This window comes from Candidatus Nanopelagicales bacterium, assembly GCA_041393815.1.
Lineage (GTDB): Bacteria > Actinomycetota > Actinomycetes > S36-B12 > JAWKJK01 > JAWKJK01.
The window spans coordinates 428,310-453,029 of sequence record JAWKJK010000001.1 but is presented as its reverse complement, the minus strand read 5'-3'; the positions used below and the strand labels follow the sequence as shown (position 1 = coordinate 453,029).

The 24,720-nt window shown below is 75.7% G+C and carries 32 protein-coding genes; 24 read left to right on the top strand and 8 right to left on the bottom strand.

The genetic code is table 11. The features are described from left to right. Positions 1–51: 51 nt before the first annotated feature. From R2737_02060 to R2737_02005, 12 genes are all read left to right on the top strand, one after another. Positions 52–255 carry a hypothetical protein gene (locus tag R2737_02060; protein MEZ5115028.1) on the top strand — a complete coding sequence of 68 codons (204 nt, stop codon included), beginning with the start codon at positions 52–54 and terminating at the stop codon, positions 253–255. Between the two features lie 71 nt (positions 256–326). Continuing rightward, a complete protein-coding gene (locus tag R2737_02055; protein MEZ5115027.1) occupies positions 327–452 on the top strand; it encodes a hypothetical protein in 126 nt (41 codons plus the stop codon). A gap of 135 nt (positions 453–587) precedes the next feature. Continuing rightward, positions 588–2,858: an AAA family ATPase gene (locus tag R2737_02050; protein ID MEZ5115026.1), complete on the top strand. Its 2,271-nt coding sequence runs from the start codon at positions 588–590 to the stop codon at positions 2,856–2,858. Next, a complete protein-coding gene (locus R2737_02045; protein ID MEZ5115025.1) occupies positions 2,855–3,082 on the top strand; it encodes a hypothetical protein in 228 nt (75 codons plus the stop codon). Before R2737_02050 ends, R2737_02045 begins: the two co-directional genes overlap by 4 nt. Further along, entirely contained in the window at positions 3,079–3,240 is a 162-nt protein-coding gene (locus tag R2737_02040) for a hypothetical protein (GenBank protein ID MEZ5115024.1), read from the top strand. Before R2737_02045 ends, R2737_02040 begins: the two co-directional genes overlap by 4 nt. 157 nt (positions 3,241–3,397) lie before the next feature. Beyond that, the gene (locus R2737_02035; GenBank protein MEZ5115023.1) at positions 3,398–3,610 is read left to right on the top strand and encodes a hypothetical protein; all 213 of its coding nucleotides are present in this window, start codon (positions 3,398–3,400) and stop codon (positions 3,608–3,610) included. After that, a complete protein-coding gene (locus R2737_02030) occupies positions 3,607–4,494 on the top strand; it encodes a hypothetical protein (GenBank protein ID MEZ5115022.1) in 888 nt (295 codons plus the stop codon). Before R2737_02035 ends, R2737_02030 begins: the two co-directional genes overlap by 4 nt. Further along, a complete protein-coding gene (locus R2737_02025; GenBank protein ID MEZ5115021.1) occupies positions 4,491–4,751 on the top strand; it encodes a hypothetical protein in 261 nt (86 codons plus the stop codon). The genes R2737_02030 and R2737_02025 overlap by 4 nt, the downstream gene beginning before the upstream one ends. Before the next feature lie 113 nt (positions 4,752–4,864). Further along, a complete protein-coding gene (locus R2737_02020) occupies positions 4,865–5,149 on the top strand; it encodes a hypothetical protein (GenBank protein ID MEZ5115020.1) in 285 nt (94 codons plus the stop codon). An 18-nt stretch (positions 5,150–5,167) separates the two neighbouring features. Further along, positions 5,168–5,575 carry a hypothetical protein gene (locus R2737_02015; protein MEZ5115019.1) on the top strand — a complete coding sequence of 136 codons (408 nt, stop codon included), beginning with the start codon at positions 5,168–5,170 and terminating at the stop codon, positions 5,573–5,575. Between the two features lies 1 nt (position 5,576). Further along, positions 5,577–5,819, top strand: coding sequence for a hypothetical protein (locus tag R2737_02010; GenBank protein MEZ5115018.1), 243 nt, complete (start codon positions 5,577–5,579; stop codon positions 5,817–5,819). Positions 5,820–6,167: 348 nt separating this feature from the next. Further along, entirely contained in the window at positions 6,168–6,461 is a 294-nt protein-coding gene (locus R2737_02005) for a hypothetical protein (GenBank protein MEZ5115017.1), read from the top strand. A 64-nt stretch (positions 6,462–6,525) separates the two neighbouring features. On the opposite strand, the gene R2737_02000 is transcribed toward R2737_02005, so the two are convergent. After that, the gene (locus R2737_02000) at positions 6,526–7,887 is read right to left on the bottom strand and encodes a DUF222 domain-containing protein (GenBank protein MEZ5115016.1); all 1,362 of its coding nucleotides are present in this window, start codon (positions 7,885–7,887) and stop codon (positions 6,526–6,528) included. Between the two features lie 346 nt (positions 7,888–8,233). On the opposite strand from R2737_02000, the gene R2737_01995 reads away from it, so the two are divergent. Together R2737_01995 and R2737_01990 are read left to right on the top strand one after the other, a co-directional pair. Further along, positions 8,234–8,686 (top strand): Crp/Fnr family transcriptional regulator, encoded by a 453-nt coding sequence (locus R2737_01995; protein ID MEZ5115015.1) that lies wholly within the window; start codon positions 8,234–8,236, stop codon positions 8,684–8,686. A gap of 68 nt (positions 8,687–8,754) precedes the next feature. Then, a complete protein-coding gene (locus R2737_01990; GenBank protein ID MEZ5115014.1) occupies positions 8,755–10,158 on the top strand; it encodes a carboxyl transferase domain-containing protein in 1,404 nt (467 codons plus the stop codon). A gap of 24 nt (positions 10,159–10,182) precedes the next feature. On the opposite strand, the gene R2737_01985 is transcribed toward R2737_01990, so the two are convergent. Next, entirely contained in the window at positions 10,183–10,752 is a 570-nt protein-coding gene (locus R2737_01985) for a YdeI/OmpD-associated family protein (GenBank protein ID MEZ5115013.1), read from the bottom strand. A 101-nt stretch (positions 10,753–10,853) separates the two neighbouring features. Between R2737_01985 and R2737_01980 the strand changes: the two genes are divergently transcribed. The 10 genes from R2737_01980 to R2737_01935 are packed head-to-tail and all read left to right on the top strand — an operon-like array spanning position 10,854 to position 19,089. Then, positions 10,854–11,339, top strand: a complete 486-nt coding sequence (locus tag R2737_01980) for a hypothetical protein (GenBank protein ID MEZ5115012.1) — start codon at positions 10,854–10,856, stop codon at positions 11,337–11,339. Beyond that, the gene (locus R2737_01975; protein ID MEZ5115011.1) at positions 11,336–12,271 is read left to right on the top strand and encodes a hypothetical protein; all 936 of its coding nucleotides are present in this window, start codon (positions 11,336–11,338) and stop codon (positions 12,269–12,271) included. Before R2737_01980 ends, R2737_01975 begins: the two co-directional genes overlap by 4 nt. Positions 12,272–12,275: 4 nt before the next feature. Then, entirely contained in the window at positions 12,276–13,661 is a 1,386-nt protein-coding gene (locus tag R2737_01970; GenBank protein ID MEZ5115010.1) for a V-type ATPase 116kDa subunit family protein, read from the top strand. Then, positions 13,658–14,104: an ATP synthase subunit C gene (locus R2737_01965; GenBank protein MEZ5115009.1), complete on the top strand. Its 447-nt coding sequence runs from the start codon at positions 13,658–13,660 to the stop codon at positions 14,102–14,104. Before R2737_01970 ends, R2737_01965 begins: the two co-directional genes overlap by 4 nt. A 1-nt stretch (position 14,105) precedes the next feature. Then, positions 14,106–14,324 carry a hypothetical protein gene (locus R2737_01960; GenBank protein MEZ5115008.1) on the top strand — a complete coding sequence of 73 codons (219 nt, stop codon included), beginning with the start codon at positions 14,106–14,108 and terminating at the stop codon, positions 14,322–14,324. Then, a complete protein-coding gene (locus R2737_01955) occupies positions 14,321–14,866 on the top strand; it encodes a hypothetical protein (protein ID MEZ5115007.1) in 546 nt (181 codons plus the stop codon). Before R2737_01960 ends, R2737_01955 begins: the two co-directional genes overlap by 4 nt. Continuing rightward, complete coding sequence (locus R2737_01950; GenBank protein ID MEZ5115006.1) at positions 14,863–16,632, top strand: V-type ATP synthase subunit A; 1,770 nt, start codon at positions 14,863–14,865, stop codon at positions 16,630–16,632. Before R2737_01955 ends, R2737_01950 begins: the two co-directional genes overlap by 4 nt. Next, positions 16,629–18,029 carry a V-type ATP synthase subunit B gene (locus tag R2737_01945; protein MEZ5115005.1) on the top strand — a complete coding sequence of 467 codons (1,401 nt, stop codon included), beginning with the start codon at positions 16,629–16,631 and terminating at the stop codon, positions 18,027–18,029. Before R2737_01950 ends, R2737_01945 begins: the two co-directional genes overlap by 4 nt. Beyond that, entirely contained in the window at positions 18,026–18,658 is a 633-nt protein-coding gene (locus R2737_01940; GenBank protein MEZ5115004.1) for a V-type ATP synthase subunit D, read from the top strand. Before R2737_01945 ends, R2737_01940 begins: the two co-directional genes overlap by 4 nt. After that, positions 18,658–19,089 carry a universal stress protein gene (locus tag R2737_01935; GenBank protein MEZ5115003.1) on the top strand — a complete coding sequence of 144 codons (432 nt, stop codon included), beginning with the start codon at positions 18,658–18,660 and terminating at the stop codon, positions 19,087–19,089. Before R2737_01940 ends, R2737_01935 begins: the two co-directional genes overlap by 1 nt. A 131-nt stretch (positions 19,090–19,220) precedes the next feature. Here R2737_01935 and R2737_01930 read toward each other — a convergent pair whose 3' ends face one another. The 6 genes from R2737_01930 to R2737_01905 all read right to left on the bottom strand — a co-directional run bounded on the left by R2737_01930 (position 19,221) and on the right by R2737_01905 (position 24,698). Next, the gene (locus R2737_01930) at positions 19,221–19,751 is read right to left on the bottom strand and encodes a 2TM domain-containing protein (protein ID MEZ5115002.1); all 531 of its coding nucleotides are present in this window, start codon (positions 19,749–19,751) and stop codon (positions 19,221–19,223) included. A gap of 84 nt (positions 19,752–19,835) precedes the next feature. After that, positions 19,836–21,017, bottom strand: coding sequence for a winged helix DNA-binding domain-containing protein (locus tag R2737_01925; GenBank protein ID MEZ5115001.1), 1,182 nt, complete (start codon positions 21,015–21,017; stop codon positions 19,836–19,838). 4 nt (positions 21,018–21,021) lie between these two features. After that, positions 21,022–21,882, bottom strand: coding sequence for an SDR family NAD(P)-dependent oxidoreductase (locus tag R2737_01920; protein MEZ5115000.1), 861 nt, complete (start codon positions 21,880–21,882; stop codon positions 21,022–21,024). Between the two features lie 10 nt (positions 21,883–21,892). Continuing rightward, positions 21,893–22,396 (bottom strand): nitroreductase family deazaflavin-dependent oxidoreductase, encoded by a 504-nt coding sequence (locus R2737_01915; protein ID MEZ5114999.1) that lies wholly within the window; start codon positions 22,394–22,396, stop codon positions 21,893–21,895. After that, positions 22,393–23,487, bottom strand: coding sequence for an FUSC family protein (locus R2737_01910; protein ID MEZ5114998.1), 1,095 nt, complete (start codon positions 23,485–23,487; stop codon positions 22,393–22,395). Before R2737_01910 ends, R2737_01915 begins: the two co-directional genes overlap by 4 nt. Positions 23,488–23,546: 59 nt before the next feature. Next, positions 23,547–24,698, bottom strand: coding sequence for a N(5)-(carboxyethyl)ornithine synthase (locus R2737_01905; GenBank protein MEZ5114997.1), 1,152 nt, complete (start codon positions 24,696–24,698; stop codon positions 23,547–23,549). Positions 24,699–24,720 lie beyond the last annotated feature (22 nt).

The following is a 24,720-nucleotide window of genomic DNA, read 5'->3' as shown; positions in this document are numbered from 1 at the left end:
GGCAGGCCGCCCCATCAGGGCGGCGGACGACTCCTGCCCAGGAGACCGACGGTGCCCACCGACTACGCCCGCGCACGTTCGCGCGTCGGCAACCTGCACAAGTACCGCCCGCATGACACGGCCGCCCTGTCCGCGGCCTACTCCGAGCTGCGGCTGGCCCGCGCCACCCACAAGGTCCGCGAGGCCCTGGCCGGCCTGGAACCCGGCGAGGTCCGGCTGGTCATCGACGCCGCCACCGCCGAGGTCGCCCGGTGACCGGCGCACCCGCGGCCCGGTGCCGCGCACGCGGGAGTGACCAGCAGCGCCACCCGCGGACCAGTCCGGTCATGCTCACCGACGACGTCGCGGCCTGGGTCGACGCCCAGCTCGCCACCGCACCCCCGCTTGCCGAGGGCACCGCCGAGCGGCTGTCCGTCGCCCTGTTCGGCTCCGGCGGTGGCCGCCGTGGCTGACGCCCGACACGACCGCGGCCCCGCCGCGAACGACGGGGCCGGACAGGTCGGGGGACCTGCGACCAGGGTACGGCCGACCCCCGACACCGGCGCGACCGGCGCGCCGGCGGCCGACCTCGCCGCGCAGGGTCGGCGGTGGTCGTCGTGACCGGGCCGTACGAGGCGGCCGCGCACGACCTGCGGCGCAAGGGCTGGTCACCCATCCCGATGGCGGCCAAGTCCGGCGACATCCCGACCGGCTGGGGCGCCGGCTACGCCACCGCGATGGCGTCCGGTGCCGACGTCCAGGGATGGCTGGACGAGGGCCGAGGCGGTGACAACGTGGCCGGCCGGTGCCCGCCCGAGGTCGTCGGCCTGGACATCGACGCCCACGCCAAGGACAAGAACGCTCACGGCACCCTCGCCCGACTGGTCGCCGAGCACGGCCCGCTGCCGCGCACGTTCGTCGTGTCGTCGAGGTTCGGACCCGGGTGGGACGGCCTGTCCGGCATCCGGCTGTACCGACTGCCCGAGCAGCACGCCGCGCGGGCAGTCGACCCGTCGGCCGGCTGGCGCGGCGGCTGGCCCGGCGTCGACGTCGTGCGGCACGCGCACCGCTACGTGATGGCGCCGCCGTCGGTGCACCCGGAGAAGGGCACCGCCTACCGGGTGCTGGACGAGTCGGACGGCACCTACCTCGACGCGCTCCCCGCGGTGGCCGACCTGCCGCTGCTCCCCGAGGCGTGGTGCACGGCGCTGTACCACGGCGGCGACGGCCGGCAGCGCCAGGACGACCCGCAGTCGGCCTACTGGACCGAGGGCCGCCCGTGCCCGGCGGTGCGCGCCCGACTCGGCCAGGCCGTCGCCGAGCTGGAGTCCGGCCGGCACGACAACACCGCCGCGGCACTGATGGCGCTGACCCGGCTCGGCGAGCAGGGGCACGCCGGGGTGAGGCGGGCGGTCGACGTCCTGCTCGGCACGTTCGTCGAGGCCGTCACCACGGCCGGGTCCGGTCGCCGCTCGGCGTCGGCGGCCCGCGCGGAGTGGGCGCGGATGGCGGTCGACCTCGACGTCAAGCTGGCCGCCAAGGGCCTGACCGACCCGCTCGACGTCGGGTGCTGCGGCGACACCGACCCGCCCGAGGCCGACGACGACCAGCCCGGGCACCGCCGCGTCGTGCTCACCCCCGCGTCGGCGATCCGGCCCCGCCGGGTCGAGTGGATGTGGGAAGGCCGGCTCGCGGTCGGAACCCTGGCCCTGCTCGCGGGCCCTGAGGGCCTGGGCAAGTCGACCGTCGCCTACACCCTGGCCGCGCAGGTCACCCGCGGCACCCTGCCCGGCGAGTTCCACGGCAAGCCCCGCTCGGTGCTGGTCGCCGCAGCGGAGGACTCCTGGGCGCACACCATCGTGCCCCGGCTGATGGCCGCCGGCGCCGACCTCGACCGGGTCTACCGCGTCGAGGTCGTCACCTCCGACGACCTGCGGGTCCCGCTGACCCTGCCCCGCGACCTGGCCGGCCTGCGCGCCCACGCCGCCGAGGTCGACGCCGCGATGCTCCTGCTGGACCCGCTGATCTCCCGCCTCGACGACCGGCTGGACTCCCACCGCGACGCCGAGACCCGGCGCGCGCTCGAACCACTGGCCAAGCTCGCCGACGACGCCCGCCTGGTCGTGCTCGGACTCATCCACCACAACAAGTCCGGCAGCGGCGACCCCCTCACCCTCGTCATGGGGAGCAAGGCGTTCACCTCCGTGGCCCGGTCGGTGCACACCGTCGTCAAGGACCCCGACGACGACACCGAGCGGGGCCGGCTGTTCGGCACCCCGAAGAACAACCTCGGGCCCACCGACCTGCCGGTGCTGCGGTTCACCATCGACGGCCACGTCATCGACACCGACGACGGTCCCGCCACCACCGGGCGGCTCACCTGGGGCGGAGAGGCGGCCGGGTCCATCGGCGACGCCGTGCGGCGCTCCGGCGAGTCCGCAGACGACCGCTCGGCCACCGCCGAGGCCGCCGACTGGCTGGCCGACTGGCTGGCCGTCGAGGGCGGCCGGGCGCTGTCGTCGGACATCAAGGCCGCCGCCGCGAAGGCCGGCCACAACGTCGAGGCGCTCAAGCGCGCACGGCGGCGCATCGGGGTCGAGGTCGAGTCCGTCGGCTACCCGCGGCGCACCTACTGGGCGCTGCCGAAGGGCACCGCGGAGGGCGACGCCCAGTCGGGTCACCCTCAGTCGGGTCACAGTCGGGTCAAGTCAGGGGAGACTACTAACCCTGACCTGACTGACCCCACTGAGTCTCAGTCGGGTCAGTCGGGTCAGTCGGGTCAGTCGGAGGGGGTCCTAGGAGACCTGACCCGACTGGACGCCCCGACGGGCTGGGAATGGCCCGCCGGCAGCGTCGGCGAGGCGGTGGTCCCGTCGTGAGCACCCGCCGCAGCACCCGGCTGTACCGGGTCCGCCGGTACGACCAGCGCGGCCAGGTCAAGGCCGTGCGGATCTACTCCCAGCCCGCCGCCGCGCAGGAACTTGCCCGCCGCTGGCTGGCCGTCCCCACCACGTCCCGCGTCACCGTCGAGACCGCGGCCGCCACGTTCACCCCAACCGCGGCGTACGCCCCGCTGCCGCTGCCGCCGGAGCCGACGCCGTGACCGCGCCCGACCTCCACCATCGCCCGTCGTGCGACAAGCCGACGCCGGCCGTCACCGTCACCGCCCCGCCGTACGACAGCGCGACGACCTGGCGCGTGGCGACCTGCCCGAGCTGCGGCGCGGTCGCCGTCGAGCCGCTCGACACCGAGGAGGACTGAACGTGTACGTGTGCCGCGACCACGACGACCATCCGCTCGCCGGCCCGTGGTCGCGCTGCCCCCGCTGCTCCCGCGAGCACGTCCGACGCCGCGAGGCCGAACGCGCCGAACGCGCCCGGGCGCGCCGCGAGAAGGCCGAGCGGAAGGCCGGCGCGACGTGACCGACTGCCCGCTGTGCGTCGCCGGCGACGCGCCGGAGAACGTGCGCCACGGCCACGACCCGGCGTGCTCGGCCCGGTCGACCCCGCTGCCCGACCCGCCGGCGCCGACCGTGCGCCGGCTACCCGACCGCCCCACCGCCTACCAGCTCGCCGACGCCCAGCTCGGCGGGCCGCCCGTCCGCACCACCGACAGAAGGAGCACACCGTGACCGTCGACAACATCGACGCGCCGGCCACCGCCGACGCCCCGCCCCGCTGGACCCCGCCACCGCCGCCGAGGTTCACCCACGCCAAGCCCGGCAAGCCCGCGTCGGTCGCCCACGCGCTGCGCCGCGCGCTGGCCCCGGTCGTCGAGCTCGGCCTGGCCGACGTCGTCGCCGAGCCGCTGCGGCTGCTGGACCGCGGCGACGAGCTGACCGCCGAGGCGGCACGGCTGCGCGGCGAGGTCCGCGACGGCACCGCCGCCACCGTCGCCGGCCTGGTCGACGGCAGCGCCGACCCCAAGACCGCCGCCGCCGCGCTGCGGAAGGCCCGGGAGCGGCAGGCCGCCGACGCCGACGCCGCCGACGCGGTGGCGCTGGCCGCCGACACCGCCCGCCTGGACGCGCTGCGCTGGTGCCGCGACCACGAGCAGCTGGTGCTCGGTGCGCTGCACCGGGTCGTCGCCGACGCCGCGCAGCAGGCCGCCGACGCCGTCGACGCGCTGCCCGACGACGTCCGCGACGCCGAGACCGCGACCCGGCGCGGCCACGGCGACCACTACGGCGCGATGCTGCGCGCGCAGGACCGGGTCGCGCTGGCCTGGGCCGCGGCCGACCTGCTCGACGCCGCCGGCGCGGTGGAGGAGACCGCGGTGCCCGGCGTCGTCCCGCCGAAGAACGCATGGCGGCACCTGCGCGCACCGCAGCACCTGCACGGCCTGCCGACGCAGCCCAGCCTCGGGCTGGCGCTGGCGCAGGCCGTCCGCGTCGACGCCGGCCCCGGCGTCTACTCGGCCCGCGACGCCTGGGAGCACCTGGCCGACTACGGCGCCGACAACCGCCTGAACCACCGCGGCGGCCCCGACCCGTTCACCGTGCGGGGCCTGCGATGAGCGCCGACTCGACGCCGCGCGAGCTGGCCCTGGCCGCGCGGCAGCGCGCCTACTCCACGTCCCGGGAGACCGGCGCCGACAGCACCCGACTCGACCCGCTGTTCGCCGAGCCCGACGTCGACGACGACCCGGCCGCCCGCATCCGCGCCGGCCGCGGCGGAGCCGACACGACCAGCGACCCCGGCGGCTACGAGGGACCGTCGGCGCGCGAGCTGGCCCAGCGTGCCCGCGACCGGGCGGCCAACGAGGGCCGCTGACATGAGACCCCCGACCGGGCGGGAGGCGCCCGCGGTGCCAGTTCCACGGGGCGGCACCGCCCGTGGCCGGCGCGCCCGCCCGGTCGGGACCCCAGCGCGAGAACGGAGACCCCGTGCCTGTACTGCACCGCGGCGCACTCGCACCGCGACCCGGCGAGGACGTCGCCGACACCGTGACCCGGGTCCGCGCCGACCTGCGCCGGCACGGCATCGGCGACGCCGCACTGGCGCAGGCCGTCGACCTGCTGCGGCGCACCGGCGCACCCGCCGTCCGCATCCTCGGCGACCGGGTCGAGCCGCTGACCGACGCCGACGTCGTCCAGCACCCCTGGGGAGGGACCCCCTCCCGGCCAGCGCCCCGCCCGGGACGGCATAGCGCCTCTGACCCGCACCCCTAGACCCTGAGGAGCCCCCCGATGACCGCACCGAGGAAGCCTGCCCCGCCGAAGGGCCTGAGAGCCCCTGGCCGCGCGCTGTGGCAGGCCGTGGTCGCCGACCTCGACGCGGCCGGCCTGGAGCCTGACAGCCGCGAGTCGGCGGTGCTGGAGGCCGCCTGCCGCGAGGCCGACCTGCTCGCCGACTTGCAGGCCGCGGTCGACCGCGACGGCCCGGTGCTGACCAGCCCGACCGGCACTGTCCGCACGCACCCGGCGGTGGCGGAGCTGCGCCAGCACCGCATCGCGCTGGAGAAGCTGCTCGGCAGCGTCCAGCTGCCCGACGCCGACGGTGTCCCGAGGTCGACGGTCAGCGCGAAGAAGGCCGCCGGGGTGAACCGGCGGTGGGACGCGCACGCGGCGAACCGCGGCACGACGAGGGGGGCGTGACGTGGCGCGGCGCACCGGGCAGGCCAGCGCCGGCGTCCGCCGGCACCTCGACGCCTGGCTCGTCGAGCTGGTCGCCGCCTACGGCGACTGGCCCGGCTGCCCGTTCACCGACGCGCTGGCCCGGCTGCGGGCCGGTGAGCCGGTCGTGGTGCGCGGGTACGAGCTCGACGGCCTGGCCGGCCCGGTGGACCCGATGGGCCGCTTCACCGTCCACGCCGACGGCTCGATCGTGGAGGTGCCGTGACGACCACGACGACGACGGCCGACCACGACCTACCGAAGCGCCGCTGCCCGGCGTGCTCCCGGCCGATGCGCGGGGTCGCGGTCGACGACCGAACCGCCCGATGGGCCTGTGGCGACTGTCGGCGCAGCTGGACGGCGACCCGGCTACCGATCGACGGCCGGCCGTCGCCGGGGTGCTGGGGCGGTGGACCGAGGCCGGCGCGGCGACGGTACGGGTGATGAGCCTTCCCAGCAGCGAGCCGGCGTGGCATCGTGACGGCCAGCGCCCGAGACCGGGCGCGCCCCGGACACCGGATCAGAGCCGATGCCGGGGCACTTGGCCCGACCCTGACTGAGAGGGAACGAACCCATGAGCACCGTAGCCACCACCGCCAGCACTTGCCCGTCGTTCTGCGACCAGCATGACGCCGCCATGACCGACGACGGGGCCGTGCTGGTGCTGCACGACGGCCCGGTGACTCAGGTCGCCGGCACGACCGTCGCCGTCGCCGTCCAGCGCCAGGACCGCCTGCACCTCGACGCCTCCACGGCCGGGCGGCCCGAGGTAGCGCTGTCCGTCGGCAACGACTCCGTGACCATGACCGCGGAGCAGGCCCGGCAGACCGCCGCGGCGCTGCTGGACGCCGCCGACCTGCTCGGCTGACCCCTCGACCCCGACGCCCCGGCCGCCGCCATCCCCCGTGCGGCGCCGGGGCGTCGGCCTGTCGTTAGCCGTTCCGACACTGATGTCGGCCGCGCGATCCGCTCGGCCCCCTCGGCACCATGTACCCCCCAAACATCCCGCCGTGGGTCTTGAGCCGGTGATGGGAGCGGCAGGTCGGCCGGAGATTGGCCGCTGTCGTGTTGGCGCCGTCGAAGTTGCTCACATGGTCGAGGTCGGAGTCGGCGGACGGAACGGCGCAGCCGGGGAAGGTGCAGGTCAGGTCCCGCGCCGTCACGTGGCGCCGCAGTGCGGCCCCGGGCCGGTAGTCGCGTCGCCCCGCATCGACCAGGCGTCCCCCGTCGGTCAGGAAACGGCGCCACCGGTCCGCACCGCCGAGCAACTCGCGGGCGACGGGGGCGGGGACCCAGCCGTAGCCGGGCACGAAGCCCGGCTCGTCGGCCATGCCCAGTGCCGTCGGCGCCTCGACCACGACGACTGCCGTCGACCAGGTCCGGCCCCGGTCGGGGGTGGGCTCGGCAGCAGGCCCACCGTCGTCCGTGCTCGCCAGGAGCCGGGCGGCGGCGACGAACGCGTCCGCGCGCAGCGCCTCCAGCGAGGTGTCCTGATCGTCGTCCCGTAGCGCGGGGTCGAGTCCGCGCAGCCGCTCCCGCTCCCGTCGTGCCCAGTGGTCGAGCTGCCGGTAGGCCCAGGCCACCATCGGGTACGGGCCACGAATGCTGACCTGTCCGCGGAAGTCGGGCTCCGGCGTCAGGGTGCACGAGCGCTCCCGGTGGCGTCCGCGGATCCGCTCGGTGGCGGCCGCCTGGTCGACGCGGGCCACCGTCCGGCGGACCCGCGACCGGAGACGCCCCGGGGTCTCGTCCAGGTACTGCGCGGGCGAGCCGTCCTCGCCCGGGAGGCACCGTGCGACCACGTCTGCCATCACGTCCGCCGCGACGCCTGCGGGGACGCCAGCCAGCTCGTCCTCGGCGGCGCGGGCATGAGCGACCGTCCAGCGACCGGACCGGAGCATCTCTGCAGCCGGCGCGCCGGTGGTGGCCAGGAACCGGGCCGAGGCGACCCGGCCGCGGGCGGTCCGCGGCGCGATCCGGAGCGCGGCCGCCACCTCCCCCTCGACCGACAGCTCGTCGACCTCGCCGTGGTCGCGGTCGGTGAGGTCGACCAGCGGCGTCGGCCCGGACACGCCCACCAGGGCCTCGGCCGTGCGCGCGCTCGTCCATGCCACCTGCGCGTCCCACGCGCGCAGCAGCTCGACCCGGTCGAAGGAGTCGAGGGCCTGCACGTCGATCCGGTCCAGCAGGGCGCCGGCGCGCGCCCCGGGGCCGAGCTCGCGGACGCGCCGCAGCAAGCCGGCGTCGCGCGTCCGGGACACCGCCGGAGCGTCCATCCGATCGCCGTAGAACATGTGTTCGAGTGTAGCAAACACGTTGCAGCACAGCAAGAGTCCGTGTCCACGGATTCGTCCGGCGGTGGCGATGTCCGGGTCGGTCCGTCTGGTCAGCCCCCACCAGGACTTCGCGACGGAATGAGTCTGGGCGTTGCGTACGGGCCGTTTCGGGTGCCTCAAACAACGTGGGGACTCATTCCGTCGCGGCATCGCCGGGTGGAAACGCCGGCGCTATCGCGGGGTGGGATCGCCGGGGCCCGGTCGGGGCGAGCGGCGGGTGATCGTTGCGTCCCCCCGCGCCGGGACGACATGCTGCCCCCATCGGCCGCGCGAGCGTCGCGGCCCCGCGGAAGGAGCGGTACCCGTGTCGGACGATGGCGTGCTGACCCAGCAGCTGGAGAAGACGGACCTGTTCGCCGGTCTGTCGAAGCGGGCGCTGCACCGCGTGGAGCGCGACGGGGAGGTCAAGGACTTCGAGGCCGGGGCCGTCATCACCGCGGAGGGGACGCCGGTCGCGGGCTTCGCCGCGTTCAGCCCGACCGGCGCCTACTTCTACCTGGTGCTCTCCGGATCGGGTGAGGTGCGCCACGGCGACACGGTCGTCATCTCGATCGGCCCCGGGTCGTACTTCGGGGAGCTGAGCCTCATCGACGGCAAGCCGCGATCGGCCGACGTGGTCGCCGGCCCCGACGGCATGACCGCCTTCGTGCTGGACAAGTGGAAGTTCGAGGCGCTCCTCGAGGAGCACCCGGAGGTCGCCATCCCGATGCTGCGGGTCATGACCGCCCGGCTGCGCGCCGCCGAGGCAGTGCGCTGACGCAGGACCGCCGCCAGCGCGCCCGCGAGCGGCACGAGGCTCTGCTCGACGGGGCCCGTACGGACGCCGTGGCACGACGGCACCGCCAGGGACGGCGGACCGTCCGGGAGAGCCTGGCCGCTCTGCTCGACCCCGGCAGCTGGCGCGAGTACGGCGCCCTGGCCGTGGCCGCCCAGCGGGCGGCACGCAGCCGGGACGACCTGGTCGCCTCGACGCCCGCGGACGGCGTCCTCACCGGGACGGGCCGCATCGGCGGCGTGCGGGTGGCCGTGGTCGCCTACGACTACACCGTCCTCGCGGGCACCCAGGGCGTCACGGGCCACCGCAAGACCGACCGGCTGCTGGACCTCGCCGCCCGGGACGGTCTGCCGGTGGTGCTGTTCGCGGAGGGCGGCGGGGGACGCCCCAGCGACACCGACCACCCCACGGTCGCCGGGCTGGAGCTCGGCACCTTCGCCTCGTTCGCCCGCCTACGCACGCCGCGGATCGGCATCGCCGGCGGCTACTGCTTCGCCGGCAACGCCGCCCTGCTGGGCATGTGTGACGTGAGCATCGGCATCGCCGGCGCCAGCATCGGCATGGGCGGCCCCGCGATGATCGAGGCGGCTGGCCTGGGATCCGTTGCGCCGCAAGATGTCGGGCCGCTGGACGTGCATCTTGACAGTGGTGCGGTCGACATCGAGGCGGCGGACGACGGCGCGGCCGTGGATCTCGCTGCCCGGCTGGTCGGCCTGGTGGCCGGACCGCCCCGGCCCGGCACCCGTCCCGACCAGCGCCGGCTGCGTGACGTCGTCCCCGACAACAGACGGCACGCGTACGACGTGCGGGACGTGCTGGCCGTGCTGGCCGACGAGGACTCGCTGATCGAACTCCAGGCGCGGCACGGGCGGGCGATGACGACGGCGCTGGGACGCCTGCACGGCCGAGCGGTCGGCTTCCTCGCGTCCAACCCGCGCCACGGCGCCGGTGCCATCGACGCTGCGGCGGCGAGCAAGGCGGGGCGATTCCTGCGGCTGTGCGACCGGTTCGGGCTGCCGGTGGTCAGCCTCTGCGACACCCCGGGGATCATGGTCGGCCCGGCCGCGGAGCGCACCGGCCTGGTCCGCGCGGTCGGTGACCTGTTCGCTGCAGGCGCCGGGCTGCGGATGCCGCTGGCCACCGTGGTCCTGCGCAAGGCCTACGGGCTCGGCGCCATGGCCATGGCGGGCGGCGGCTTCCACGTCCCGCGGCTGACCGTCGCGTGGCCGACCGGCGAGGTCGGTCCGATGGGACTGGAGGGTGCGGTCCGGCTCGCGTACGGGCGGCAGCTGGAGTCGGTCGCCGACGAGGCCGAGCGGAAGGCGCGCTTCGACGCGCTGGTGGCCGCGGCCTACGAGCGCGGCGAGGCGCTGTCGGCCGCGGAGCACTTCGAGCTCGACGACGTCATCGACCCAGCGGACACCGCCGAGGCCCTGGCCGCAGCGCTGTTCTGAGCACCGCCCGGCAGCGAACTCCCGCTACCCGGGACCCCGACCCTCCCGCGCGGCGGCCACCACGGCCGCGATCCGGCGGGCCCGGGTGTCCTCGCGCTTGGCCGACACGATCCACCACAGCGCCTGCTTGCGCACCGAGACGGTCAGTTCGGAGAAGCCGCGTTCCGCCGACGGATCGGCCGCCAGTGCGGCGACGAGGTCGTCGGGCAGCCGCAGCGCCTCGACGTCGTCGAGCAGCGTCCAGGATCCGTCCGCCTGTGCGGCCGCGACCGCGGCCAGCCCGGCCTCGGCCATGAGCCCGTCGGCGGTCAGCCGCGCGACCCGGGCCTTGTTCGTCGCCGCCCACGTGCCGCCCCGGCGTCGCGGGGTGAACAGCTGCTCGTTCCGGTCGTCGTCCACCCGCCGCACCGTGCTGTCGACCCAGCCGAAGCACAGCGCCTCCTCGACGGCGTCGTCGTAGGACAGCCGCTGGCGGCCGGACGACTTCTTCGCCGACACCAGCCACACCCGCGGCGCGCTGGCGTGGTTCACCGCGAGCCAGCGCCGCCAGTCGGCCCGGTCCGCTGGCTCGAACCTCTCCCCATCGGTGCGCACGAGGGCATTGTCACGCCCACGTGAGCCCTTCGCCCCTGCCGTGGGGGACATGCGGCCCCGATGATGGCAAGCACGGTGGGTCTTCCTCCGGGAGGTGACCCGTGGTCGGCGCGCGCGAGTTCCTCGAACGGCTGCGGCCCAGTGGCACGCCGGGAGCGGCGGCCCTGGCCGGGGTCCCGGCCGACCGCGTGGCCGAGCGCTCGGCCGAGTTGGAACCGCTGCTGGCGCAGTTGGAGGACACCCAGGCACTCGCGGCGCGGATCCGTGCCGACGCGGACGCCGAGGCCCTGCGACGTCGGGACGCGGCAGCCGAACGGGCCCGAGCGCTGCTGGCCCAGGCGCGCAGGGATGCCGAGGGGGAGCGGCGCGCGGTCGCCGCCGCAGCCCGCAGCCGGGCGCAGGAGGAGGGCCGGGTGCGCGCCGAGGAGGCCGCTGCGGAGGCCGCCCGGGTGTCCGCCGCGGCAGCGGCGCGCATGCCGGCACTGGTCGACCGGATCGTGGCGGACGCCCGACGGGAGCTGGCGGGGGTCGTGACCTCCGCACGCGCCGCAGCGGGGGAGGGAGCGCACGCGGGAGGCCTCCGATGAGCACCTCCTGGGTGGCCGCCAGCGTGCGGGCGCGGGCGATGTCCCGGCGGCGTCTCGGGGCCGCCGGGGCACGCGCGCTCGCCGCGCTGCCGGACCTCCCCGCCGCCGTCGATCGGCTCGCGGCGACCTCGTACGGACACGACGTGCGGGCCGGCCAGGACCTGGCTGCCGCGCAGCACGCGGCGGCGGCCACCGCGCTGTGGCACCTGCGGGTCCTCGGGGGCTGGGTGCCGCACGGCGACGCGTCCGTGCTGCGCGTCCTGGCGGGGGCCTTCGAGATCGCGGACGTCGACGAGCGCCTGCGGGAGCTGGCCGGCCGGAGCACCGCCCCGCCGTTCCGGCTCGGCGCCCTGGCCGTCGTCAGCACCCGGATCCCGCAGGCCCGGTCGGCCGCGGACCTGCGACTCCTGCTCGCCCGCTCGGCGTGGGGCGACCCGGGCGGGGACGACCCGGCTACCGTCCGCCGGGGGATGCGGCTGTCCTGGGCCCGCCGCGTCGCCGCGGTCGTCCCGCACGCGCATCCGTGGGCAGCCGGGGCCGCGGCGCTGCTCGTGGCACGCGAGTACGTCCTGGCCGGGCGCCGGCCGTCGGCGCAGGAGCTGCGCACCTGCGCGGCGCTGCTCGGTGACGGCTGGGTCGGATCCCGCAGCGTCGGCGCACTCAGCCGCGCCCTGCCAGCGGAGGCCCGCTGGCCGCTGGCCGACGTCACCGAGCCGGACGGGCTGTGGCGCGCCGAGGCCCTCTGGTGGGCGCGGGTGGAGCGCGACGGGTTCGCGCTGATGCGCCGCCCGCTCACCGGTCCGGAGGTGGTCGTGGGCGCCGTGGCCGTCCTCGGGGTCGATGCCTGGCGGGTCCGGGCCGCGCTCGAGGTGGCCGCCCGTACCGCCGCACTCGGCCCGACCGCGCTGGAGGCTTTCGATGCCGTGGCGTGAGTCGATGGAACCGGTCCGGATGCGGCGGGTCGCGGTCGTCGCACCGGAGGAGGAGCTGCGCGACGTCCTGGTGGACATCGCCGAGAGCGGCGTGGTCGAGCTGGACACCACGGGTGACGCGGCGTCCGCCGGGCCCTCCGCGCGGCTGCTGACTCAGCTGCCCGACGACGCCGTCGCCGCCCCCGTCCTCTCGCGGACCCCCGTCGACCCGGAGGGGGCCGTGCGCCTCGGCCGCGGGGACCTGCTCGCCGCGGAGGCGCAGCTGGAGGAGCGCAGTGCTGCCGCAGTCCACCGGGGCCTGGTCGCCGGGGTCACCGGGTGGGTGCCCGAGGAGCAGGTCGCGCCCCTCGCTGCCGCCCTCGAGCCGCGGGGTGCGGCCGTCGTCCCGCTGCCGGCTCCACGCGGGGTGGACCCGCCGACGCTGGTGCACACCCGCGGCGGTCTCAACCGCTCGTTCGCCCCGCTGATGGACACCTACGCCACGGTGCCGTACGTCGACGTCGACCCGACCGTGGTCGCCGGCCTGGCCTTCGTCGTCATGTACGGGATGATGTTCGCCGACGCGGGCCAGGGTGCCCTGCTGGTGCTGGGCGGACTGCTGCTGCGTCTCGGCCGGCCCCGCCGGCTGTCCCGATTCCGCTCCATCTGGCCGTTCCTGGTCGGTGCGGGCGTGTCCGCCACCTTCTTCGGCGTGCTGTTCGGCGAGTTCTTCGGCCCCACCGGGGTGCTGCCGGTGCTGTGGATCGAGCCGCTGGAGGAGCCGGTCCTGCTCCTGCTGGTGTCGGTCGGCATCGGGGCCTGCCTGCTGTCGGGGGCCTACGTCCTCGGGACCGTGAACCGGTGGCGCGAGGGCGGGTGGCGCTACGCGCTGGTCGCTCCATCGGGCATCGCCGGGATCGCGCTGTTCCTCGGGCTGGGACTGCTGGCCCTCGGCGCGTACGCCGGAACCGGCTGGCTCGTGTGGGCCGGCGTCGGGATCGCCTGCGCCGGCCTGGTGCTGGCGTACGTCGGCCTGTACGCCGGGTCCGGCGGCGGGGCGGGCGGCGCGGCGCAGGCCGGGGTCGAGCTGTTCGACGGGGTGATCCGCCTCGGCACCAACCTGGTGTCCTTCGCCCGGCTGGCCGCGTTCGGGCTGGCGCACGCCGCGCTCGGCGCGATCGTGTGGCAGGGGACCACCGCGCTGTGGGACGTCGGCTCGGTGCCGGCAGCGTTGGGTGCCGTGCTGCTGTTCGTCGTCGGCAACGTGCTGACCTTCACCCTGCAGGCCGTCGTCGCCGGCGTCCAGGCGCTGCGGCTGGAGTACTACGAGCTGTTCTCCCGCGTGTTCGTCGCAGAGGGCCGGCCGTTCCAGGCCTGGCACCTGCCCGTCTCCTCGGAGCGTGCGCCATGACCGCCTGGCTGCTGGCCCTGCCCGTCCTCGTCGTGGCCGCGATGGCCACCCGGGTCGCCCTCCGGTCCGGATCAGGTGCGGCCGTGCGCGTCCTCGTCGCGGTGAACGCGCTGCTCCTGCTCGCCGCGCTTGCGGTCGTGGTGGCCGTCGCGACGGCGGATCCCGGTGCTGCGCAGTCGGTCTCGTCGGCAGTCATCGCGGCCGACGGGGATGCCACCGCCGCGGCCGGGTCGAACTGGGCGGCGCTGCTCGGCGCCGCCATCGCCGTCGCCGGCTCGTCGATCGGCGCCGCCATCGCCGTGGCGTACACCGGCGCGGCAGCGCTGGCCACGATGAGCGAGCGGCCGGAGCTGTTCGGCCGGGCGATGGTCATCGTCGGCCTGTCGGAGGGCATCGCCATCTACGGGCTGATCGTCGCGGTCATCCTGATCGGCAACGCGTGACATGGCCAGGGTCGCCGCCATCGGTGAGGCCCCGCGGGTGCAGGGCCTCGGGCTGGCGGGCGTCCTGGTCCTCCCGGCCGAGGACGCCGAGCAGGTGCGGGCGCGGTGGAGCTCCCTGCCCGCGGACGTGGCGGTGGTCGTGCTCACCCCCCGGGCCAGCGACGCGCTGGTCGGCCGACCGCGCACCGGTGACCGGCTCACGGTGGTGATGCCGCCGTGACGACCACGCAGATGGGCGTGCAGGAACGGGCCGGCGGCACGCCGGACCCGCTGGAGCCGCTGCGCCGCGCGCTGCTGCGGCGGGCCCGCGCCGACGCGGACGCGATGCTCGCCGAGGCCGACGCCCACGCCGACCGCGTGGTCGCGGACGCGCGCGAGCAGGCCGAGACCCTGCTGGCGCAGGCGCGCGAGCAGGGCGAGCTCGACGCCGCCGAGGTGCTGGCGAGGGAGCGCTCGCGCACCGAGCGGTCCGCGCGCTCCGTCGTCCTGGCCGCGCACCGGACGGCCTACGAGTCCCTGCGCCGCGCCGCGCGCGACGCGGGGGCCGCGCTGCGGCACCACCCGGACTACCCCGCCGCGCGAGCGGCGCTGGCGGCCCGTGCCGCCCGCGACCTCGGGTCCGGGTCCGCGGTGCACGAGGTCGACCGGGGCGGCGTCGTCGGGGTGCTCGGCAGCCGCAGCGTCTCGTACACCCTGGACGGTCTGGCCGACGAGGTCCTCGACCGGATCGGCCCCGAGGTCGAGGAGCTGTGGCGGTCGTGAGCGGCTCCGTGCACCTCGCCGCCGAGGGCCGCGCCGCCCACGGCCTGGTCCGGCGCGTGAGCGGACCGCTGGTCGAGGTCGAGGGGCTACCCGACGCCACCATGTCCGAGGTGGTCGAGATCGGGCCCGAGCACCTCATGGGCGAGGTGGTCGCCCTCACCGGTGGGCGCGCCACGGTGCAGGCGTACGAGTACACCGGCGGCCTCGCCCCCGGGGCGCTCGTGACGCCGCGCGGCGAGCCGCTGTCGGCACCCCTCGGGCCCGGGTTGCTCGGCGGCGTCTACGACGGGCTGCTCCGTCCGCTCGACGGCGCGGGCACCTGGCTCAGCCCTGGGGCGCCGCGGCACGAGGACGTCCGGACCTGGCGCTTCGAGCCGACCATGTCCCGGGGCGACCGGGTCGCCGCCGGCGGCTCGCTGGGGACGGTCACCGGTTCCGGCCCGTTGCGGCTGCGGGTGCTGGTGCCACCGGGCTTGTCAGGAGCAGTCGACGAGCTCGTCGCGGGAGGCCCGTACGAGGCGGACACCCCGCTGGCGGTCGTGGGCGGCCACCCGGTCTCGATGACCCAGCGCTGGCCGGTGCGGGTGCCTCGTCCGTACCGGCGACGGCTGGACGGCGGCCGCCCGCTGGTCACCGGCCAACGGGTGCTGGACCTGCTGTACCCCGTCGCTCTGGGCGGAACCGCAGCCGTACCAGGTGGTTTCGGCACCGGAAAGACCGTGCTGCTCCAGCAGATAGCGAAGTGGTCGCGCGCGGACGTCATCGTCTACGTCGGCTGCGGCGAACGCGGCAACGAGATGGCCGACGTCGTCTCCGAGCTCACCGAGTTGGTCGACCCGCGCAGCGGCGGCCGGCTGTCGGAGCGCACCGTCGTGGTGGCGAACACGTCGAACATGCCGATGATGGCGCGCGAGGCGAGCATCTACACCGGTGTCGCGGTCGCGGAGTACTTCCGCGACATGGGGATGCATGCGGTCGTCATCGCGGACTCGACCTCCCGCTGGGCGGAGGCGTTGCGGGAGTTCGCATCCCGCTCCGGTGAGCTGCCGGCCGAGGAGGGCTACCCGGCCGGCCTCGGGTCGGCGCTGGCGGCGTTCTACGAGCGCGCGGGGCACGTGGAGACGCTGGCGGGCGACGACGGCTCGGTCACCGTCATCGGTGCGGTGTCCCCGCCGGGGGGCGACGTCACCGAGCCGGTGACCGCCAACACCGAGCGGTTCGTCCGCAGCGTGTGGTCGCTGGACCGTGACCTGGCCTACGCCCGGCACTACCCCGCGGTCTCGTGGGGTGCGTCGTTCTCGCGCGACGCCGGTCCGGTCGGCAGCTGGCACACCGCCCAGGGCGACCCGGAGTGGGCGCGCCGCCGCGGCCGCGTGCTGGCGCTGGTCGCCGACGCCGACCGTCTCGACGCGCTCGCGGACCTGGTCGGTGTCGCCTCCCTTCCGGGTGCGGAGCGCGTCGTCCTGCTCGCCGGCCGCCTGCTGCGCGAGGCGGTGCTCCAGCAGAGCGCCCTGTCGGCCACCGACGCGGCCTGTGCCCCGGAGAAGGGTGCCGCGCTCGTGGACGCCGTCCTCGTCGTCATCGACCGGGCGCAGTCGCTCATCGACGCGGGGGTGCTGGCCGCCCAGATCGAGGAGGTCGACTGGGGCCCGCTGGTGCGCGCCCGCGACGAGACCGGACCGGACGATGCCGCCGGGGTGGAGCTTCGGCGCGACCGGATGCTCGCGGTGCTCGACGGCCTGGTGCCGGGCGGTGGGTCGCCATGACCGCCCGGGCGGGTGCCGGGTGGGGTGCCGTCGACCACGCGGACGTGCGTGAGCTGCGCGGGCCGTTGCTGGTCGTCGGCGACACCCAGGGGGTCGGCTGGGACGAGTACGTCACCATCCGCGCCGACGGCCACCCGCCCCGGCACGGCGTCGTGCTGGAGGCGGACCGGGGGCTCGCGGTCGTCCAGGTGCTCGAGGGGACCGACGGGCTGGACCCCGGGCGGACGCGGGTCCGCTTCACGGGTGCGCCGCTGCGGATCCCGGTCGGCGACGGCTGGCTGGGCCGGGTCTGCAACGGGCGGGGCGAGCCGCTGGACGGCGGTCCGCCCGTCATGGGCTCGCACCACGCGTTCACCGGCGGCGCGCCGCTGAACCCGCTGATGCGTGAGCCACCGTCGGACCCGGTGTTCACGGGGATCTCCGCCATCGACGGGCTGGCGACGCTGGTGCGCGGGCAGAAGCTGCCGGTGTTCTCCGTCGCCGGGCTGCCGCACCTGGAGCTGGCGACGCAGATCGCGGCGCAGTCCAGCGCCGGCGGCGAGCCGTTCAGCGTCGTGGTCGCAGCGATGGGGGTCACCCACGCCGACGCCGCGCTGGTCCGCGACTCCCTCGAGGAGCGGTCCCGCACCGGGGAGCTGGTGCTCCTCGTCAACACCGCCGACGACCCGGTCATCGAGCGCATCCTCACCCCGCGGATCGCCCTCACCGTCGCGGAGGCGCTCGCGTTCGGGGGCGGCCGGCACGTGCTCGTGGTCCTGGCCGACATGACCTCGTACGCGGAGGCGCTGCGCGAGGTGTCGGCGGCCCGGGGGGAGATCCCGGCGCGGCGGGCCTACCCCGGCTACCTGTACAGCGACCTCGCGTCGCTGTACGAGCGCTGCGGCCGGGTCCGCGGCCTGCCGGGGTCGGTGACGATCCTGCCGGTGGTGACGATGCCGGCCGACGACATCACCCACCCCGTCCCGGACCTCACCGGCTACATCACCGAGGGCCAGCTGGTCATGTCCCCGGCGCTGCACGCGCGCGGCGTCTACCCCCCGATCGACCCGCTGCAGTCGCTGTCCCGGCTGATGCGCAAGGGTGCCGGTCCGGGGCGCACCCGGGACGACCACCTCGACCTCGCCGCGCAGCTGCTCGCCGCCCTGGCCCGGGCCCGGCAGGCGCGCGAGCTCGCCGACCTGGTCGGCGCCGACGCGCTGAGCGCCACCGACCGCCGCTACCTGGAGTACGAGGAGGCCTTCGAGCAGGGCCTGCTGGACCAGGGTCGCAGCGAGAACCGCCCGCTGGACCGCACGCTGGACCTGGCCTGGGAGGTGCTGGGGGTGCTGCCCCCGCGCGAGCTCACGATGCTCCCCGCGGCCCTGGTGGCGGAGCACACGGCGGGGGTGCGGGGATGACCGGCCGGGTGCGCGGGCTCCCGCCGGGGCGGGCCGGCCGGACCTGGTTGCGCCGGCGTCGCGGGGTCGCGGCCCACGGGGCGGACCTGCTGGAGCAGAAGCTGCGTGCGCTCGCCGCGGAGGAGACCGGGTTCGCGCTGCGGGCCGAGCGCAGCCGGGTCGCCTGGGAGGAGGCGGTGGCGGAACTGGACCAGTGGGTGCTGCGGTCCGTCCTGCTCGGCGCCGAGCGCGGCATCCGACTGGCGGGTGACGGGGCCGACACCGCGGTCGAGGTGGAGTGGCGGGTCACGATGGGCGTGCGCTACCCGGCGTCCGCGTCCTGCCGGGTGGCCCGGGCCGACGCGGAGTGCGCGCCGGAGGCCACCGCCGCACTGATCCCCGCCGCCCAGGCTGCTGAGCGCGCCGTGCTCGCCGCCGTCGACCACGCGGTCGCCAGCGCCGCGCTGACGGCGGTCCGGGACGAGATCGCCGCCACCCGTCGGCGCCGGCGCGCGCTGACCGAGCGCTGGATACCGCGGCTGGACGCGGCGTCCGCCGAGCTCACGGTGGCGCTGGAGGACCAGGAGCACGAGGAGCAGGTGCGGCTGCGGTGGGCCGCGGGTCGCGGGACGGGGAGGGGATTCCGGTGATGGAACGCATCCTGGTGGCCGTCGACGACTCACCGGCGGGACTGGCTGCGGCGCGCGCGGCGATCCGGCTGGCACGGCTGTGCCCCGGCGCCCTGCGGGCCGTGCACGTGCTGGTGGACGGGGTGCTGGTGCGGGAGCTGGAACGCGGTGCCGGCGCCGTCGGGGTTCGCGAGCGCCGCGGGCAGGCGACCGCCGCGGTGCTGCGCCACGTCGTCGACCTCGCCGCCCAGGCCGGGGTCGCGGTCGAGACGGTGGCGTACGAGGGCGAGCCCGCGGCCTGCATCCTGCGCGAGGCCGCCGCGTGGCCCGCCGACGTGGTCGTCGTGGGTCGCTCCGGTGGCGGGCCGGTGGGGCACCCGTACGTCGGGTCCGAGGTCCGGGAGGTGCTCGAGTTCGCCGAGGTCCCGGTCCTGGTGGTCCCGCCGCCCTGACCCGCACGGCCCGGCCCCCCGTTCGGCGCCACCGCGCGGCGCCCACCCCGTGCGGCGCCCGCCCTTCTCCGACGGAATGAGTCCCCACGTTGCTTTCGGGGCCCCAGGCGCCGTCCAAGCAACGCCCAGACTCATTCCGTCGCGGTGGGTGCGGGGCCTGCGCGGGACGCGCGGGACTCGCGGGACGCGCGGTACTGGGCGACCACGTGGATTGCCAGCCCGATGCCCCACGGGATCGTGACCCAGTAGGCGTAGTTCGCGCCGTCCCCGAGGGCGATGTCCTGGGCCCACAGGAAGCCGTTCACGATCGTGAAGACCACCGCGTGGGCGATGACGTCGGACCAGCCGCTCTCGCGCATCCCGCCGGGCTCGTGCTCGACCCGGTGGTCGCGCAGGACCAGGCCCAGGGTGACCAGCAGGGCCACCAGGCCACCGGCCAGCAGGCCGTAGCCCCACGCCGCGTCCAGGTCGCCGACCCGCCAGGACAGGTCGCCGCCGAGCCCGACGTACTGGTCGTCCGCCCCGTACAGGATGAACAGGCCGAGGAACGTCGCGATGCCGCCGACGATGCCGAGCGCCCACTCCGTGACGCGGAACCCGGTGTGCCGCAGCGCGGGCGCGCGGACCGGGGTGTGCTGGATGGGTTCGTGCTGCAGTGACATGACCCACCTCCCCTCCCGAGGTGACACCACCAGTCGACCACCGGGGCCGGCCCTGCTCCAGGGCCGCAGGGCCCGGCGGCGGGCCTATCGTCGCGGCGTCGGCTCGGGCCAGCGGACCTCGAGGTCGCGGCCCAGGAAGGCCGCGTAGGTGGCGAGGGCGGATTCCAGCCCGGCCCGGTCCCGCCGGGTGGTGCGGGTGAGCGGCTGCGCGTCGATGACCAGCCGGGTGCGCGACGACCCCTTGGTCCACGTCCCGGCGACCCGGCCGTCGCGGACCCAGGTGGCGCGGAACATCCCGTTGCCGCCGGGGACCACCGCATTGGCGTCGGCCGGGGACAGCATCAGGGACCGGTCCTTGTAGCCGAGGAGGTACTCGTCGAAGCCCGGCAGGGCCAGGTGCCCGGGTCCGGGTGCCGCGTCGTCCGGCGCGGCGTCGAGCAGCGTGGTGGCCACGAACGCCGGGCGCCCGTCCAGCTCGACCTCGGTCACGGCGTCGCCGGCCAGCTCCAGGCCGCGACGGCACTCGCGCACGCCGAGCCCGGTCCACCCGGTCAGGTCGGACAGCGGGACCGGTCCGTGGCTGCGCACGAACCGCTCGGCGATCGTGGCGAGCGCCTCGTCCCGGTCGAGCCGGACCGGATCGGGCACCCACTCGTCGAGCAGCGCGAACGTCTGCTCGCCGTCGACGTGCGGTGCGATGCAGGTGACGCCGCGCTGGCTGGCGTACCAGAGCAGGTGGTAGCCGTAGTTGCCGGCGCCGTTGATGCCGGCGTCCGCCAGGGTCTCCAGGCACTGCGCCCGGGTCAGCCGGCCACCGCCGGCCAGCGCGGATCCCAGCACCTCGACGGCCCGGTCCGCGGTCCGCTCGTCCAGGCCGAGGAACTCCCGGCGGCGCGCCGCCCCGGCCAGCGGCTTGGCCCCCATCAGGTCCAGCATCCAGTGCGCGTCGCGGGCGGGGACCAGGTGGACGGTCCCGCGCATCGGCCAGGTGCGCAGGGCCTCCCGTCGTTCCAGGGCGGACTGCACGTCGTCGACGGTCCAGCCGTCCAGCCGGACGCCGAGCGACCACAGCCCGCTGCCGTGGTCCTGCGCCTGCATCGCGCCGAACCAGGTGACGACGTCGGACACCGACGCGGGTACGGGGACGGCGGGATCCGCCTGCAGGAGAAGGCTGCGCAGCCGCAGCCCCAGCGCGCGACGGGGCTCCAGGGTCGTCGCCGCGCTCGTCGGCGCTGTGCCCTTCGGTCGCGTCGTGCTCTTCGGCATGACCTCAGCGCCCCCCGCCGAGGTCGGCGACCAGCGACACGACCCGGTCGGTGATCTCCTGCGGCAGCAGCCCGATTCCGCGGATGGGCAGGGTGTCCCGCCCGACGAGGTAGCGGCGCTTGGGTCGGCCGCTCTCCAGCGCCGAGGTGATGGCGCGCGCCACCGCGCCGGGCGGGGGCGCGATCCGGTCGACGTACTCGGTGATGCGCTCCACCCGCGCGTAGCCGGCGGCGTACGGGCTGGGTGACGCTTCGCGGTCGACGAGCTGGTCCTCGGACTTGCCCAGGATCTCGGTGTGGAAGAACCCGGGCTCGACCAGCGACACCCGCACGCCGAACGGCGCGACCTCCAGGCGCAGCACGTCCGACAGTGCCTCGAGGCCGAACTTGGACGCGTGGTACCAGGCTTGGAACGGCAGCACCGCGACGAGTCCCGCGATCGAGGAGACGTTGACGATGCGCCCGGAGCCCCGGGCCCGCATCGACGGCAGGGCGCACCCGGCGATCACCGCCGGGGTCACCAGGTTGATGTCCAGCAGCGCCTTCGCCTCCGCGGCGCTGACCTCCTCCACGGCGCCGGTGTGGCTGGCTCCGGCGTTGTTGACCACGCCGTAGAAGTCCGGCAGTCGCGGCCAGCGGCGCACCACCGCGTCGTGGTCGGACACGTCGAGGACGGTGGCGTGGACCAGGTCGTCGACTCCCGCCTCCCGAGCGGCGTTGCGCAGCACGGTCGCCTTGGCGCGGCTGCGTACGGTCCCCCACACCGGCCAGCCGCGACCGGCGAGGTGCAGTGCGGTGGCCAGGCCGATGCCGGAGTTGGCCCCGGTGACCAGGACCGGGCCGGGTCTCGTGACGGGTGGGCCCACGCCGGCGATGCTAGGCGTCCGGGGCCGTCGGCGTGCCGTCGTCGACGCGGTGCAGCCGCAGCACCTGCTGGACGCCGATCATCCGCAGCGCCGGGACGGTCTTGGGCGGGAAGTCGGCCTCGGCGTCGGCGAACGCCACCACCTCGGGTCGGTCGACCGCGTACGTCCGCCCGTCGTGGTCGATCCGGGCCGATCCCGCGGCGAGCACGTTGCGCAGCCAGTCCGACCGCGGCCCGTACACCAGCGCGATGCTGAACCCGTCCGTCGTGGGCTCCGCGCCGACCGGCGTGGCATACGCCCGGCCGGACGTACGGCCCACGTGGTGCAGCAGGGCGGCATCCGACCCCGGCCGTCCCGCGATGGCGCGCTGGCGCGGGTTGATGACGGCGCGGTTGACGCGGCGCTGCAGGGCGACCACCGCGGAGTCCTTGCGCCTCATCCCCAGCAGCCAGACCAGCCCCAGCGTGGCGACGACGAGCGCGAGCAGCGCCAGGAGGCGCAGGATGCGGGTCACGACGTGGTCCCTCCTTCGGGTTCGGACGCGGCGACCGGCTGCCGCCGACGCGGCGGCCGGATCACCAGCGTGGCCAGCACCGCGATCGCGACGCCCGCCACCGCTGCGGCCAGGCGCAGCGGGGCCAGCGTCTCGAGCGGCTCGTACAGTCCGGCGCCGGCCAGGGCGAACGCGGTCGTGCCCGCGGCGGCGATCACCTGGTTGCGCCGGATGAACGCGAGCCCGAACGCGATCCCGAGGATGCCCAGGGGGATCACCGCCCAGGTGGGGAGCAGCAGGCCCGCGGCTACTCCACCCGCGCACGCCAGCAGGGTCCCGGTGATCTGCGCGACGGTCCGGTCCTCGGTGTCGTGCAGCGTCGGCTGCGTGACGGCGAAGGCGGCCAGCAGGCCGAAGAGGGCGTCGTCGTTGCCCCAGGCGACTAGGCCCGCCACCATCGGCGGCAGGACGACGAGCCGCCGCACGGCCAGTCGTACGTAGGGGTCATGTCGCCAGTCACGCAGCGCTGTGGTGACGGCGCGCCACCAGCGGACCCACCCGTTGCCCGGAACCCTGGGCACCTTGGGGGGCACCCAGGAGATGCCCTCGTGCGCGCCATAGGCCCGCCACGCCATCAGCCCGGCCACCGCGGCTGCCGCCGCCGTCCCGCCCACGGCGACGGCCAGCGCGGCCTCGCCGGCCGACACGTCGTGGATCGAGCGGCTCGCGACCCCCATCACGTACGCGGTCGAGCCCATGAACCCGACGACCGTGCCCACCGGGGCGTCGGCCTGGGTGAGTGATCCGAGCACCATGACGGCCGCGGTCACGGCGGCCGCAACCCACGGTCGGCGGTCCGCCGCCAGGACCAGCGGGATGGTGGCGAGCACGGCCACGCCGGCCGGGATGCCGATCTGCAACGTCATGCCGCGCGGGGCGACCCCGGCCCCGACCGCGGCGAACATGGCGACCAGGCCCGCGGCGAGACCGACCTTCGGGTGTCCCAGGGCCAGGCACGCGGCGAAGGCCGCGACGAACGCCACGACGCTGAAGCCGGCGGTGAACCACAGGCGGCGCTGACCGGTGTCGCTCTCCACCGAGTCGCGCAGCACGCCGCCGACGCTCCGGGCGTCCGCCCGGCGGTCCTGGCGTCGTCGCTGGTCGACCACGGTCAGCCGTGCTCGACGTGCACCGGGTGCGGGTGCTGCGACGAACGCCCCTGGAACGACAGGATCTTCGGGTTCTGGATCACCCCGTCGCGGATCTCGATGGCCTGCCGGATCGTGTCGTCCGCCACCCACGCGTGTGGCCCGGCCATGACCGTGGCCAGGTGCGGGATCAGCGCCTCGCTGATCATCCAGCTGGAGGTGTCGAACAGGTAGGACGGGCTGTGGTCCACGCCGTAGTACTGGATGCCGTCGCCGACGGTGAACATCGGCTGCTCGAACGACGTGGGGCGAGCGAACGAGAACCCCATGCCGGCGTCGCAGGAGACGTCGACGACGAGGGTCCCGGGTCGCAGCGTCGGCAGGTCCGCGTCGTCGACGAACATCAGCGGTGCGTCGGTGTCCTGGTAGACGCAGTTCACGACGATGTCCCGCTCCGCCAGGAACTCCGCAGTCGGGATCGGGTCGTCGGCCTCGCGCAGGGTGCGCGTGCGCGAGGGGTGGTCCTCGAGTCGTTCGATGTGGTCCAGCGTCACCCCCGGGATGGGGGCTGCGACGAGGGACACCTCCCGCTGGGTGAGCACGGCGACGTCATGGACCCCCATCGCCTGCAGCGCGGTCACCGCACCGCGTGCGGTGTTGCCGAACCCGATGACCACCGCGGACAGCGGCCGGCCGTAGTGCCCGGTCACCCCGGCGAGCGCCATTGCGTGCAGCACCGAGCAGTAGCCCGCGAGCTGGTTGTTCATGTGGAACACGTGCACGCCGAACGACCCGTCGTCGGCCCAGTGGTTCATGGCCTCCCACGCGATCATCGTCAGCCGCTTGTCGATGGCCAACTGCGTCATCGCCGGGTCCTGCACCAGGTGCGGCCAGCCCCACAGCACCTGGCCGTCGCGCAGCGCCTCCACGTCGGACAGCATCGGCTTGGGCAGCAGGACGACGTCCGCCGTCGCGAGGACCTCGGCCCGGTCGGCGACCCGGCCCACCGGAAGTCGGTCGTCGGGGACGCCGAACCGCTCGCCGTACCCGGACTCGACCACCATGTGCTCGCACAGCTGCGGGTCGACGCGGTCGAAGTGCTGCGGGTGGATCGGCACCCGGTGCTCGTTCTCCTTGGTCGAGCGCCCGATCACCCCGAGGGTCAGCCCGGACATCCGGCCTCCTTGGTCACTGGTC